The 13,444-nt window shown below is 69.5% G+C and carries 14 protein-coding genes; 10 read left to right on the top strand and 4 right to left on the bottom strand.

Annotation, left to right across the window (positions count from 1 at the left end; all coding sequences use genetic code 11):
• The first annotated feature begins 152 nt into the window (after positions 1-152).
• From HDA45_RS34045 to HDA45_RS34055, 3 genes are all read left to right on the top strand, one after another.
• Positions 153-1,397, top strand: a complete 1,245-nt coding sequence (locus HDA45_RS34045; RefSeq protein WP_184902334.1) for an aspartate aminotransferase type Ic — start codon at positions 153-155, stop codon at positions 1,395-1,397.
• Between the two features lie 87 nt (positions 1,398-1,484).
• Positions 1,485-2,432 carry a ferritin-like domain-containing protein gene (locus HDA45_RS34050; protein WP_184902336.1) on the top strand — a complete coding sequence of 316 codons (948 nt, stop codon included), beginning with the start codon at positions 1,485-1,487 and terminating at the stop codon, positions 2,430-2,432.
• Between the two features lie 68 nt (positions 2,433-2,500).
• Entirely contained in the window at positions 2,501-3,601 is a 1,101-nt protein-coding gene (locus HDA45_RS34055) for an FAD-dependent monooxygenase (RefSeq protein WP_184902338.1), read from the top strand.
• 189 nt (positions 3,602-3,790) lie between these two features.
• On the opposite strand, the gene HDA45_RS34060 is transcribed toward HDA45_RS34055, so the two are convergent.
• Positions 3,791-5,590: an AMP-binding protein gene (locus HDA45_RS34060; RefSeq protein ID WP_184902340.1), complete on the bottom strand. Its 1,800-nt coding sequence runs from the start codon at positions 5,588-5,590 to the stop codon at positions 3,791-3,793.
• 126 nt (positions 5,591-5,716) lie between these two features.
• Between HDA45_RS34060 and HDA45_RS34065 the strand changes: the two genes are divergently transcribed.
• Genes HDA45_RS34065 through HDA45_RS34095 form a run of 7 tightly spaced genes read left to right on the top strand, consistent with a single transcriptional unit; the run spans position 5,717 to position 10,839 of the window.
• Positions 5,717-6,127, top strand: coding sequence for a polyketide cyclase / dehydrase and lipid transport (locus HDA45_RS34065; RefSeq protein ID WP_343072215.1), 411 nt, complete (start codon positions 5,717-5,719; stop codon positions 6,125-6,127).
• Between the two features lie 11 nt (positions 6,128-6,138).
• A complete protein-coding gene (locus HDA45_RS34070; protein ID WP_184902344.1) occupies positions 6,139-6,927 on the top strand; it encodes a metallophosphoesterase family protein in 789 nt (262 codons plus the stop codon).
• A gap of 26 nt (positions 6,928-6,953) precedes the next feature.
• Positions 6,954-7,394 carry an SRPBCC family protein gene (locus HDA45_RS34075; RefSeq protein WP_184902346.1) on the top strand — a complete coding sequence of 147 codons (441 nt, stop codon included), beginning with the start codon at positions 6,954-6,956 and terminating at the stop codon, positions 7,392-7,394.
• A 15-nt stretch (positions 7,395-7,409) separates the two neighbouring features.
• Positions 7,410-8,552 carry an ArsA family ATPase gene (locus tag HDA45_RS34080; RefSeq protein ID WP_184902348.1) on the top strand — a complete coding sequence of 381 codons (1,143 nt, stop codon included), beginning with the start codon at positions 7,410-7,412 and terminating at the stop codon, positions 8,550-8,552.
• Complete coding sequence (locus HDA45_RS34085; protein ID WP_184902350.1) at positions 8,549-8,986, top strand: hypothetical protein; 438 nt, start codon at positions 8,549-8,551, stop codon at positions 8,984-8,986. Before HDA45_RS34080 ends, HDA45_RS34085 begins: the two co-directional genes overlap by 4 nt.
• Before the next feature lie 16 nt (positions 8,987-9,002).
• Entirely contained in the window at positions 9,003-9,962 is a 960-nt protein-coding gene (locus HDA45_RS34090; RefSeq protein WP_184906328.1) for an ROK family protein, read from the top strand.
• A 4-nt stretch (positions 9,963-9,966) separates the two neighbouring features.
• A complete protein-coding gene (locus tag HDA45_RS34095) occupies positions 9,967-10,839 on the top strand; it encodes an NUDIX domain-containing protein (RefSeq protein WP_184902352.1) in 873 nt (290 codons plus the stop codon).
• 57 nt (positions 10,840-10,896) lie between these two features.
• Here HDA45_RS34095 and HDA45_RS34100 read toward each other — a convergent pair whose 3' ends face one another.
• From HDA45_RS34100 to HDA45_RS34110, 3 genes are read right to left on the bottom strand one after another with little or no spacing between them, the layout of a single operon-like run.
• Positions 10,897-12,039: a glutamate--cysteine ligase gene (locus tag HDA45_RS34100; RefSeq protein WP_184902354.1), complete on the bottom strand. Its 1,143-nt coding sequence runs from the start codon at positions 12,037-12,039 to the stop codon at positions 10,897-10,899.
• A gap of 20 nt (positions 12,040-12,059) precedes the next feature.
• Positions 12,060-12,593: a hypothetical protein gene (locus HDA45_RS34105; protein ID WP_184902357.1), complete on the bottom strand. Its 534-nt coding sequence runs from the start codon at positions 12,591-12,593 to the stop codon at positions 12,060-12,062.
• Positions 12,590-13,360, bottom strand: a complete 771-nt coding sequence (locus HDA45_RS34110) for an alpha/beta hydrolase (protein ID WP_184902359.1) — start codon at positions 13,358-13,360, stop codon at positions 12,590-12,592. The genes HDA45_RS34105 and HDA45_RS34110 overlap by 4 nt, the downstream gene beginning before the upstream one ends.
• Positions 13,361-13,444 lie beyond the last annotated feature (84 nt).

Genomic DNA, 13,444 nt, shown 5'->3' on the forward strand with positions numbered 1-13,444 from the left:
TCGAGAATGCGGGAAAAGGCGACCCGTCACTAGGGGATTAGGCCTCGTTACGAATGGTGAAAAACGCGCCGGAACCGTTATCGGATCTTGTGCGCGGCCGCGTTCGGCCACCCTCGTCTCACGCCGATCCGCCGCCGGGTTTAGCGTTAGGCATGACCACTGCACCTGTCGATGTCGAGAGCGCCCGCCGCGACTACGCGGCCCTCGTCGACCGTGGCCTCTCCCTGGACATCACCCGCGGCAAGCCGTCCCCTCGCCAGCTGGACCTCGCCGACGGGCTGCTCGCCCTCCCCGGAGACGTGCGCAAGGCCGAGGACGGCACGGACGTCCGCAACTACGGCGGCCTCAAGGGCCTGCCCGAGCTCCGCCGCATCTTCGCCGGGCCGCTGCAGGTCCCGGCCGAGCAGCTGCTGGCCGCGGGCAACTCCAGCCTGGAACTCATGCACGACTCGATCGTGCAGGCCTTCCTCAGCAAGCTCCCGGGCGCCGAGCGCCGCTGGGCCGACGAGGCGAGCGTCAAGTTCCTGTGCCCCGTCCCGGGTTACGACCGCCACTTCGCGCTGGCCGAGCGGTTCGGCATCGAGCTGATCCAGGTCCCGCTCACCGAGTCCGGCCCGGACATGGAGGTCGTCGAGCGCCTCGTCGCCGAGGACGCCGCGATCAAGGGCATCTGGTGCGTGCCGAAGTACAGCAACCCCACCGGGGTCACCTACAGCGACGACACCGTGCGCCGCCTGGCCACGATGACCACGGCCGCCCCGGACTTCCGCATCTTCTGGGACAACGCCTACGCCGTGCACCACCTCACCGAGGCCGAGGCACCGCTGGCCGACCTGCTCGCGCTGGCCACGGAGGCGGGCAACGCCGACCGCGCGTTCGTCTTCGGCTCCACCTCGAAGGTGACCTACGCCGGTGGCGGCGTCGGCTTCTTCGGCGCCTCCGAGGCCAACCTGGCCTGGTGGATCGGCCTCATCGGCAAGCGGACCATCGGCCCGGACAAGGTCAACCAGCTGCGGCACGCGCAGTTCCTGCGTGACGAGGACGGCGTCCGCGAGCACATGCGCAAGCACGCCGGGCTCATCGGGCCGAAGTTCGCGGCCGTCGACGAGATCCTCACCAAGGAACTGGGCGAATCGGGCCTCGCGTCCTGGACCAAGCCGACCGGCGGGTACTTCATCTCGCTGACCGTGCCGTCCGGGACCGCCAAGGAGGTCGTCCGGCTGGCCAAGGAAGCGGGTATCGCCCTGACCCCGGCCGGCGCGACGCACCCGTACGGCGACGACCCCGAAGACGCCGTCATCCGCATCGCCCCGACGTACCCTGAGCTGGCCGAAGTCGAAGAGGCCATCCGTGGTCTCGCCGTCTGCGTTCGCCTTGCGGCAGCGACGAAGAAATAATTTCGAGATCTGTTCCAATCCGGGTCACGGGTGGTTCCGAACGTCCGAGTGGGTGGGTGTGCACCGCAAAGACGAGAGGAACCACTCGTGTTCGGAAAGCCCTTCGTTCGTACCCTGATCTCACGCAGCGCCGAGAACCGCACGGATCGCCGCCGGTTCCTGAAGGCCGCCGGAGCGGCGGGGCTCGGTGTCGTCGGCGCGACCTACCTCGGGGTGCAGGCCACTTCGTCCGCTTCGGCGACGGGTGAGGCCGCTGCCGCCGCGGGTGCCCCCAGTGACGCGGCCGTGCTCAACTTCGCGCTCAACCTCGAGTACCTCGAAGCCGAGTTCTACTCCTTCGCCGTCTACGGTCACGGCCTCCCGGACGACATCACCGGTGGTGCGGGCACCCAGGGCGGGGTGGTGGGCGGCAAGAAGGTGATGTTCCACGACAAGGCCCTGCACCAGTTCGCGAAGGAGATCGCGGGCGACGAGGTCGCGCACGTCAAGTTCCTGCGCGGCGCTCTGGGCGAGGCCGCCGTCTCCCGGCCGGAGATCGACCTCAAGAACAGTTTCACCGCCGCGGCGCGGGCGGCCGGGCTGATCAGCGAGTACCAGCAGTTCGACCCGTTCGCCAACGAGAAGAACTTCCTGCTCGCGGCGTTCCTGTTCGAGGACGTCGGCGTGACGGCGTACAAGGGCGCCGCCCCGTTGATCACCAACAAGACGTTCCTGGACGCGGCCGCCGGGATCCTGGCCGCCGAGGCGTATCACGCCGCCACCATCCGGACCTCGCTGTTCGAGCGGGACCTCGGCGACGCGGCCGCCAAGATCTCCAACGCCCGCGACGCCCTCGACGGTCCCGGCGACGCCGACCAGGGCATCCTGCTCGGCAACCAGGCCAACCTCGTGCCCGCCGACAACAACGGCATCTGCTTCGGCCGCAGCGCGGACCGGGTGCTGAACGTCGTCTACCTGAACCCGGGCCCGGTGAAGGAGGGCGGGTTCTTCCCCAAGGGGGTCAACGGCGACATCGTCGCCAGCGGCGGCGCGTGATCCCCTCTGTCGTGTCGCCGTCACCCGGTACCGTCGGATGACGGCGACACGACAGGGGGTGGTTTGCGGTGAAGGCTGTGATCATCGGTGGCGGCATCTCCGGCACGGTGACCGCGATGGCGTTGCAGCGGGCCGGAATCGAAGCGAGCGTCCACGAGGCGTACCCGTCCGGCGGTGAGGACGCGGGCGCGTTCCTGACGATCATGCACAACGGCATGGACGCCCTGCGCGCGATCGGCGCCGAAGGACCGGTCAACGAGAACTCCTTCGCCGCCGCCGGGCTGGAACTCGTCACGCCGGACGGGCGGACCGTCGAGCAGCGCTCTTTCGACCTCGACGGCCTCGCCGGGCCCCGCACTCTCACCCGCGCGGCGATGTACCGCGCGTTGCAAGAGGAAGCGATCTCGCGCGGGATCACCTTCGAGCGCGGGAAGCGGCTTGTCTCGGCCACGCCGGGTGTCGCTCGCTTCGAGGACGGGACCGTGGCCGAGGGCGACATCCTGATCGGCGCAGACGGCCTGCGGTCGGTCGTCCGGAACATCATCGACCCTTCGTGCCCGCCGCCGCGCTCGACGGGCCTGGACGTCGTCTACGGCTACACGACCGACACGAGCGTCCCGCAGGCGCCGTCCCTCTATCGGATGATCCAGAGCCTGCACGCTTTCTTCGGTTATACGAGCGCTCCCGACGGCTCGACGTACTGGTTCGCCCGGCTCCCTACGGCCGAAGGAGTGCGATCCGGCCTGTCCCCGGCTGAATGGCGCACGGCGGCCTTCGTCGCTTTCGACGGGGAACCGTTGCCCGCGGCGGAAATCATCGCGTCGACGGGCGACGAGGTCTTCGGCGGTCACTCCTACGACGTGCCTTCGACGCCGGTGTGGTCCAACGCGTCGATGGTGCTCGTGGGAGACGCCGCGCACGCTGCTTCGCCCGCCGCGGGACAGGGCGCGTCGATGGCGCTGGAGGACAGTGTCGTGCTGGCGCAGTGTTTGCGGGATCTTCCTGACGCGCCAACGGCTTTCGCGGCCTACGAGCGGCTGCGGCGGGCGCGGGTGGAGAAACTGGTGGCCGGTAGCGCCGCGGTTTCGTCGGGGACGACGTCCGATCGGGACCGGAACTGGCTCTATCAGCACCACATCGAGTGGGACGCCACGATCAGCCGCGCTTAGCCGGCTGCTTGCGGTGCCGCCCGGAGACGTGACTCGCGTGCTTGAACGCGGAACTCGCGTGATTGAAGGCGGAACTCGCGTGACTGGACGCCGAACTCGGGTGTGCGGAGTCTGATCACGCGAGATCCGTCTCCAAGCACGCGAGATCCGTGTCCGATCACGCGAGATCCGCCTTCATGTACCGAAGGGCTACTTCTTGTACAGCGCTTCGATGTCGTTCGCGTAGTTCTTGTTCACGATGTTGCGCTTCAGCTTGAGGCTCGGCGTGATCTCGCCACCGGCCTCGGTGAAGTCCTTCGAGAGGATCGTGAACTTCTTGATCGCCTCGGCCTGCGACACCGCGCTGTTGGCCTGATCGACGGCCTGCTGGACTTCGGCGCGCAGTTCGGCGTCACCGGCCAGATCGGACACCGTGGCGTCGGAAGGCTTGCCGTGCTGGGACTTCCACGACGGGAAGTACTCCTCGTCGATGGTGATCAGCGCGCCGATGAACGGCCGCTGGTCGCCCACCACCATCGCCTGGCTGATCAGCGGGCTGGCCTTGATGGTGTCCTCGAGACCGGACGGGGCGACGTTCTTGCCGCCCGCGGTCACGATGATCTCCTTCTTGCGCCCGGTGATCTTGAGGAATCCGTCGCTGTCCAGCTCGCCGAGGTCGCCGGTGTGGAACCAGCCGTCCTCGAGCGCTTCGGCGGTCGCCTCGGCATTGTTGAAGTAGCCGCTGAACACGACGTCACCCTTGAGCAGGATCTCGCCGTCGTCGGCGATCCGCACCGAGGTCCCGGCGACGGGCCGCCCGACGGTGCCGACGCGGAACCCGTCCTGGGTGCCGACGCACGCCGCCGCGGACGTCTCGGTCAGGCCGTAGCCCTCGAACACCGGGACGCCGATGCCGCGGAAGAAGTGCGCCAGCCGCACGCCGAGCGGGGCACCGCCGGACACCGCGGCGACACACCGGCCGCCCAGCGCCGCGCGAAGCTTGCTGAAGACGAGCTTGTCGAACAGCGCGTGCTTGACCTTGAGGCCCAGCCCGGCGCCGCCGGTGTCCTGAGCCTGGCTGTAGGCGACGGCGGTGGCTTCGGCGGCGTCGAAGATCTTGCCCTTGCCGTCACCGTGGGCCTTCTGCTTCGCGCTGTTGTAGACCTTCTCGAACACGCGCGGTACGGCGACGACGAACGTCGGCCGGAAGGTGCCGAGGTCGGCGACGAGGTTCTTGACGTCCGAGGTGTGCCCGAGGGTCACGCGCGCGCTGAGCGCCGTCACCGCGATGGCGCGGGCGAGGACGTGCGCGAGCGGCAGGAACACCAGCAGCGAGTTGCCCTGCTCCATCAGCTGCGGGAACGCGGCGATGTCGGCGCGGATCTCGGCGAGGAGGTTCCGGTGGGTCAGCTCGACACCCTTGGGACGGCCGGTCGTGCCCGACGTGTACACGATCGTGGCGAGGTCGCCCGCCTTCACCGTGCGGCGGCGCTCGTGCAGGTCGTCGTCGCTCAGCTCGGCGCCCCGCGCGGTGAGATGATCGACGGCGGGCTCGTCCGCGGCCTCGATCTGCCAGGTGTGCTCGAGCGTGTCGAGGCGCCCCTTGACGGATTCCAGCGTCGCGAGGTGTTCGTCGGTCTCGACGAACACGCCCTTCGCCGCCGAGTCCGAAAGGATCCAGTGGACCTGCTCGGCCGAGGAGGTGTCGTAGATCGGGACGGTGACCGCGCCCGCGGCCCAGATCGCGAAATCGATCAGGGTCCATTCGTAGCGGGTCTTGGACATCAGCCCGATCCGGTCGCCCGGTGCGATGCCCGCCTGTGCCATTCCCTTGGCCACGGCGAGAACCTGGGCGGCGAAGTCCTTGGCGGTGATGTCCAACCAGGTACCGTCGACCTGGCGGCGGAAACTCACGACATCGGAGAACCGCTCGGCGTTCGCCCAGACGACGTCCGCGAGGTTCTCGTCGTCGGTCACCGGATTGGCGGCGGGGGCGCTGAATTCGCGCACGAGGAACCTCCGTGTTCGCGTGCAAGTGGTGTGACCGGTGTTACCCGCCAGTCAACTTAGCGTGCCGTGCACCTTAAGACCATGCTGACGAATCGGCCATACCGAGGGCATGACATTCTGCCGCGTGTGAACCAGGCGCCGCCAGCCCTCGACATCGTTGACGAGACCTTCCTCGTGGTCCCGCCCTCCACCGTGGCCGCCGCCTTCGCCGATCCGCGATCTTGGTCACGTTACTGGCCCGACCTCGTTCTCGAGGTCTACACCGACCGCGGCGACCAAGGATTGCGCTGGACGGTGCGCGGCGCCTTGATCGGTACGATGGAGGTCTGGCTCGAGCCGGTGCTCGACGGCACTCTGCTGCATTACTTCCTGCGCGCCACTCCCGCCGGTCCGGACGGGGAGCCGCTGGCGCTCCAGGCCCGGGACCTGCGGCGGGAGTTCGACCGCAGGGCGCGTGCCGCCAAGGCGATCGCGCTCGGGCTCAAAGAGGTCCTGGAGGACGGGCGCGAGCCCGGGGTCGGCCCCCGGGCCGAGTAGGCAGGGGGAACATGCGGGTTCACGTGGTGTCGGACGTGCACGGCAACGCCGACGCGCTCAAACGCGCGGGAGACGGCGCCGACGCGCTGATCGTGCTGGGCGACCTGCTGGACTTCGTCGACTACCGCGAGCACGACAAAGGGATCATGGGCGCGCTGTTCGGCGCCGAGAAGGTCGGCGAATTCGCGCGGCTGCGGCGTGAGGGCACTCGTGATGAGACCGTTGCCTTCTCGCGATCCTTGTGGGCCACTTTGGCCGATCCGGCCGCCGCCGTCGGAGAGGCGATCCTCGACCAGTACGCCGTCCTGTTCGGCGCCCTCACCGCGCCGACGTACGCGACGCCCGGCAACGTCGACGACCCGTCGCTGTGGCCCGAGTTCGCCGGTGACGGCATCTCCGTCCTCGACGGAGAGGTCGCCGAGTTCGGCGGGCTGCGCTTCGGGTTCATCGGCGGCGCGCTGCTCCCGCCGAACGTGGTCCCGCGCCGCAACGGCTTCTGGCGGCCGTACCTGCGCACCCGCGAGGAGTACGACACCGCGGTCGGCGCGCTCGACGACGTCGACGTCCTGTGCACCCACATCCCGCCCGCCGTCCCGGAACTGACCTACGACGTGATCGCGAGGCGGTCCGAGATCGGGTCGTCGGCGCTGGTGGACCTTATCCGCGAGCAGCGGCCGCGCTGGTCGGTCTTCGGGCACGTCCACCAGCCCCTCTCCTCGCGGACGAGGCTCGGCAGGACCGAATGCCGTAACGTCGGTCACTTCAAAGAGACGGCACAGCCGTACGTGCTTCGCTGGTGACGCTCGGCTCCGGCTAGGCTGCGCTCATGGCCGAGCAGTCCACGCAATCCATCGAGGTCGACGCCGAGCCCGAGCGGGTCATGGCCGTCATCGCCGACTTTCCCGCGTACCCGGAATGGGCCAAGGCCGTCCGGGAGACCGAGGTGCTCGGCGAGGACGACAAGGGCCGCGCCAAACAGGTGAAACTCACCCTCGACGCCGGACCGATCAAGGACGTCTACACCCTCGAGTACGACTGGGACGCCGATGGCCAGGGCGTCAGCTGGCGCCTGGTCAAGGGCCAGATGCAGAAGGCCCAGAACGGCCGCTACGCCCTCGAAGCGCTGGCCGCCGGCCGCACCAAGGTGACGTATACGCTGTCCGTCGAGCTGGCGCTGCCGATGATCGGGCTGCTGCGCCGCAAGGCCGAGAAGATGGTCATGGACACCGCGCTCAAGGAGCTCAAGAAGCGCGCCGAAGCATCCTGAGTTCGAAGGGTAGGCATGCGGATCCTGCTGTTCACCGGCAAGGGGGGTGTCGGCAAGACCACGCTGGCCGCGGCGACGGCGGCGGCACTGGCCGGGCGGGGCAGGAAGACGCTCGTGGTCTCGACCGACCCGGCGCATTCCCTCGGTGACGCCTTCGGCCGCGCCCTCGGCGCCGAACCGTCCGAAGTGGACGACCTGCTGCACGCCGCCCAGATCGACACCCGCGGCCTCGTCGACAGCACCTGGCGCGAACTCAGGCAGGAACTGCAGACAGCGCTCGCGGGAGCGGGCCTCGACTCGCTCGACGCCGAAGAGCTGACAGTCGTGCCCGGCGTCGACGAACTCCTCGCCCTCACCGAGGTCCAGCGTCTCGCCGAGCACGGTCCCTGGGAGACGGTCGTCGTCGACTGCGGGCCGACAGCGGAAACGCTGCGCCTGCTGGCTTTGCCCGAGGCCGTCTCGGGTTACCTGGCGCGGATGTTCAAACCGGGCGCGCGGCGGACGGCGGCCGCGGTGCGGCGCCTCGGCGCGCATCTGGAGTCGCTGCGCACCCTGCTCACCGATCCGGCCACCACCACCGTGCGGCTCGTGCTGACCCCGGAACGCGTCGTCGTCGCGGAAGCCCGCCGTACGCTCAGTTCCCTGGCCCTGCGCGGAATCCTGGTCGACGGCCTGATCGTCAACCGGCTGATGCCCGCGCCCGGTTTCTGGCGCGGTGCCGCGGCTTCGTGGATGCGGACCCGGCGCACGCAGCAGAACGCCGTCCTCGCCGAACTCGCCGACGCCGGCTTCGGGCCGGCGCAGGTGAAGCCCGTCGAGCACCGCGCCGTCGAGCCGGTGGGGCTCGAGGCGTTGCAGGAAATCGCGTACGAGTTGTATCAAGGCCTGGATCCCTTGGCCGGAAACGAAAAGGGTGTCACCCCGCTCTTGCAGGTGTCCGAATCGGACGGTGGCTACCGGTTGCGGATCGCCGTGCCGTTGCACCGGGATTCCGAAGTGGACCTGGCCAGGGTGGACGATGATCTCGCCGTCACCGTCGACGGTTTCCGGCGGCTGATCGCGCTGCCGGAGATGTTGCGCCCGTGCCGGATCACCGGTGCGGAATCCGACGCGCGCGGCCTGGTCGTGAGCCTGGCCGGGAACCGGGGACCCGGGTGAGCGAGAACAACGAACAAGCACGGACCGACGGCTTGAAACTGGCCGAAGAGATCCGGCTGCTGGTCGAACTGGTCGTCGAGCACGCCGCGCCGTGGCTGGAGGGACTGATCTCCGCGGGACACGGCTGCCCGGGACACGGCGATTCCGGCCACGAGGCCGTCGGCGGCTGGTGCCCGCTCTGCGCGATCGTCGAGGTCTTCCGCGGCGAGCGGCCCGAGTTCGTGGCACGGCTGATGGAGCAGGCCGCGCAGCTCGTCGCGCTGCTGCGGGCGGTGCTCGCCGATCGCTGGGAGCCCGAGGGCGGGGTGCACATGCCGGGGTTCCAGCCTGCGCGGAAGGAGCCCGCGCGGGAAGATGCGCCGGTGGGAGCTTCGCGGGTCCAGCACATCACGGTGACCAGGCGCGACGCTTGGCAGCCGGACCGGGAGAACTGAGTTGCTGACGGTAGGGGTGGACGTCGGGGGCACGAGTGTGCGCGCCGGCGTGGTGGACGAGCACGGCTCGCTGATGGACACCGCCAGGGTCGGTACCCCCGGCGAGGAGAACGCGCTCGAAGACGCCATCGCCGGGGTCATCGAAGACCTCCGTAACCGGCACGACGTGTCCGGTGTCGGGCTCGCGGTCGCCGGCTTCGTCGCCAAGGACCGGCGGACGGTGATGTTCGCGCCGCATCTGTCGTGGCGTGCCGCGCCGGTCGCCGAACGGATCGAGAAACGCGTCGGCCTCCCGGTCACCCTCGAACACGACGCCAACGCCGCCGCCGTCGGCGAGTACCGCTTCGGCGCCGCGCGAGGCGCCCATGTCGCCGCGCTGATCGCGCTCGGTACCGGGATCGGCGCGGGCCTGCTGCTCGACGGCAAGATCTACCGGGGCGCGTACGGTGTCGCGCCGGAGCTCGGGCACTTGACCGTCGTCCCCGGCGGGCGGGCCTGCCCCTGCGGCAAGTACGGCTGCTGGGAGCGGTACTGCAGCGGGACGGCCTTGGCCGCGACGGCCGTGGAGCTGCTCGCGCGGCATCCCGGCCGCTCGACCGTGCTCGCGCGTGAGACCAGGGGAGACCCCGGTTCGGTCACCGGGCGCCGCGTCGCCGGCGCCGCCCGCGACGGCGACCCGATCGCCCAGCGCGCGATGACGGAACTGGCCAAGTGGCTGGCCGAGGGGCTGGCGCTGGTCGCCGACGTCTTCGATCCCGAGATCATCGTGATCGGCGGCGGGGTGTCCGAATCTGCTCCGCTGTTCCTCGACGAGGCGCGCGAGCACTACGCGGGCAAGATCACCGGCGCCGGGCACCGGCCGCTGGCCCGGATCCGCACCGCGCATCACGGGGACGACACCGCCATCGTCGGCGCCGCGGCACTCGCCGTCGACGCCGCGAAGGCTCCCGGCGCCGAGGTCGGTGTGACAGGCTGAAGGCGTGACCCGTCAAGACGGCAACGGCTTCGTGAAATGCGACTTCGGGCATCTTCACTGGGGCTTGAACGGTGCCGCCGGGTTGCTGCTGTCCGATCCCGCTCGCGGTGTCCTGCTGCAGCGCCGGGCGTGGTGGGTCCATCATGGACGAACCTGGGCCTTGCCCGGAGGCGCCGTCGAGGCGGGGGAGAGCGCGCGCGAGGCCGCCACCCGCGAGGCGCACGAGGAGGCCGACATCCCGCCCGGCCTGGTCCGTCCGCTGTCGGCGTCGCACGTCGACCACGGGAATTGGCGCTACACCACGATCCTGGCCGCGCCGATCGGCACGCTTTCGGCCAGGGTGAAGAACGCGGAGAGCGCGGAACTGCGGTGGGTCCGCGCGGGCGAGGTCGCGGACTTCCGCCTGCACCGGGATTTCGCGGTGGCGTGGCCGGGATTGAGGGAACACTTGGATCGCAGGCTGGTACTGGTGGTCGACGGCGCGAACGTCGTCGGATCGCGGCCGGACGGCTGGTGGCGTGACCGCCGCGGCGCCGCGGAACGGTTGCGGGACAAGCTCGCGACCCTGTCCGAGACCGGGTTCGCCGATCCGGCGCTCCCCGGCGGCGGGGAGTGGTCCTGGTGGCCGAAAGTCGTGCTGGTCGTCGAGGGCAAGGCGCGGGGAGTCGAGGCGGTTCCCGGTGTCGAGGTCGTCGACGCCGAGGGCGAAGGCGACGACAAGATCGTGGCCGTGGCACGTTCCGCTCGTGAAGCCGGTCCGGAGGATCACGTCGTCGTGGTGACCGCCGATCGCGAGCTGCGTTCCCGCGTCGAGGCCCTGGGCGCCTCGACCTTCGGGCCGGGCACCCTCTTGCCCCACCTAGAGCCCCGCGTTTAGTCCTCTGGTTGCGGTAGTTCGGCATCGAACTACCGCAACTAGAGGACTAAACGCGAGCTAGGGGCGCGGGATCGTTCCTTCTCGCATCTCCGAGATGAGCGAAGCGACGACGGCGCGAAGGCTGCCGTTGTACTGCTTCGCCACCGCGCGCTGGCGCAGGTAGCTGGGCCCGTAGCGCAGGATCGTCTCCACCGACCGCAGTTCGTCGGCGCAGTCCAGGCGCTGGGCCACCGGTTCGAGCCGGTCCAGCAGGTCGAAGGTGTCCTCGGTGACCAGCCGCTCGTTGCCCGCGGCGTCGAGGATGACGATCGCGTCGACGCCGTAGCGCGCCGCACGCCACTTGTTCTCCTGGACGTGCCACGGCGGCAGCGTCGGCAGGATCTCGCCGTCGTCGAGGCGCGCGCTGAAATCGTCGACCAGGCATTGGGTCAGCGCCGAGATCGCGCCGACCTCCTCCAGCGTGGGCAGCCCGTCGCATACGCGCATCTCGATCGTCCCGAAATGCGGGGCGGGCCGGACGTCCCAGCGGATCTCGGAGAAGTGGTCGATCACGCCCGTGGTGAACATGTCGTCGACGTAGCTCTCCAGCTCCTCCCACTTCCGGAACTGGAACGGCAACCCGGCCGTCGGCAGCTGCTGGAACATCAGCGCGCGGTTCGACGCGTACCCGGTGTCCTCCGCTCCCCAGTACGGCGAGGACGCCGAAAGGGCTTGCAGGTGCGGCGCGTAGTTGAGCAGCGCGTCCAGGATCGGCAGGGCCTTGTCGCGGTGGTCGAGGCCGACGTGCACGTGGACGCCGTAGATCAGCATCTGCCGTCCCCACCACTGGGTCCGGTCGATGAGCTTGGCGTACCGCTCCTTGTCGGTGACCTTCTGCTGGTACCACGTCGAGAACGGATGCGACCCGGCGGAGAACAGCTCCACGCCCAGCGGGTCGAGCACCGAGTGCACGACGTCCAGCGACTCGTTCAGATCGGCCTTGACCTCGGCGATCGTGTCGCAGATGCCGCTGATCACCTCGATGGTGTTGAGCAGCAGTTCCTGCTTGATCTTCGGATGCTCTTCCTCGCCGCCGGGACGGACGGCGTCGAGCACCTGCTCCGCGACCGACGAGAGTTCACCGGTCCGCCGGTCGACGAGGGCGAGTTCCCATTCCGCGCCGACCGTCGACCGGCGCGAGGGAGTGAAGTCGATCTTCATGTTCGGGATTGTCCGGCAGTTCAGACCTGCGCGCCGTTGTGCGGGTCCGCGCCGGGCGGCGGCCCCTGGCGGACGCGCAGCAGGAGGAGCGCGATCGCGGTCGCGAGGGCGAGGATGCCGAGCGGCGTGCCGAGCCGCGTGCCCATGCCGATCAGGGTGGGGGCGATCAGGAGCAGCAGGCCGAGCAAGAAGAACAGCAGGACGATGAACGCGCCCTTGCGCGGCCGCGGCAGGGGAGGCGGCTCGGGCGGCACGAAATGGCCCTCGTCGTCGCTCGATCCGGCGGGGTCGTCCTCGAACAGGGTCTTGTCCCAGCTGGTGCCGCCACCTCGCCAGCCCGGTTCGGGGTCGGCCTCCGAAGAGGTCTCGGGCCGGGGTGCCTTCTCCGACGGCTTCTCGACCTTCTCAGCCTTCTCGGTCTTTTCCACGGCCTTCCCGGCCGGTTTCCCGAGGTCTTCCTCGGGGAACAGCCCGACGCCCTCCGCACGGAGGTCGGCCACGATCTCGGCGAACGTCGCGTCGACGTCCTCCGGCCCGTCCTTGCCTCTGCTCATCCGGCGTCCACCTGTCCCGCCCGGCGCACGGACCGGGCGAAGTCCACCGTACGCGTGAAGATCAGGCTTGCGTCGTGGTCTTGCGTGGCGACGTGGAAGCTGTTTTCCAGCACCACCTCGGTGACGTCCTCGCTGCCGATCCCGTCGAGGATCACCTGGGAGTTGACCGGCTCCACGATGTGGTCGACGGCCGAGTGGAGCAGCAGCACGGGCTGGGTCACTTTGGCCAGGTCCGCGCGGGTGAGCCGCCAGAGCTTCGCCAGGCTCGCCGCGGCGCGCACGGGTGTCCGTGAGTAGGCCAACTCCGTCTCGCCCGGCTTCGCGATGTCGTTGGCCACGCCCGGCACCGAAGGCAGGACCCTCGACAGGACGGGCAGCAGCTTCGCGTCCCAGCGCAGTGTCAGGACCGACGGGTTCACCAGCACGATCCCGGCGATCCGGTCACCGAACTCCTCGGCCAGCCGCAGGGTCAGCGTCCCACCCATCGACAACCCGGCGACGAACACCGAGTCGCAGGCCGACAGGAGCGCCAGGAGTTCTTCACGGACCGCGCCGTACCAGTCCTCCCAGCCTGTCCGGTTCATGTCCTGCCACCGGGTGCCGTGTCCGGGGAGCAGCGGGCAGCGCACCGTGTAACCGGCTTCGGCCAGATGGTCGCCCCAGGGCCGCATACTCGCGGGGGTGCCGGTGAACCCGTGGCACAGCAGGAACCCTGCTTCGGTCGAACCGGTGTGAGCGAACGGTTCCGCGCCGGCGAGGACGGCCATGCGATCGCCTTCCGTGAGAGCTGGGTAGGTCTACTATGTTCGCACGAGCGGACCGGCTTGTGGGCCCCCGGCCGTCGCCGGAAT

It is taken from the genome of Amycolatopsis umgeniensis (genome assembly GCF_014205155.1).
Classification (GTDB): Bacteria; Actinomycetota; Actinomycetes; order Mycobacteriales; family Pseudonocardiaceae; genus Amycolatopsis; species Amycolatopsis umgeniensis.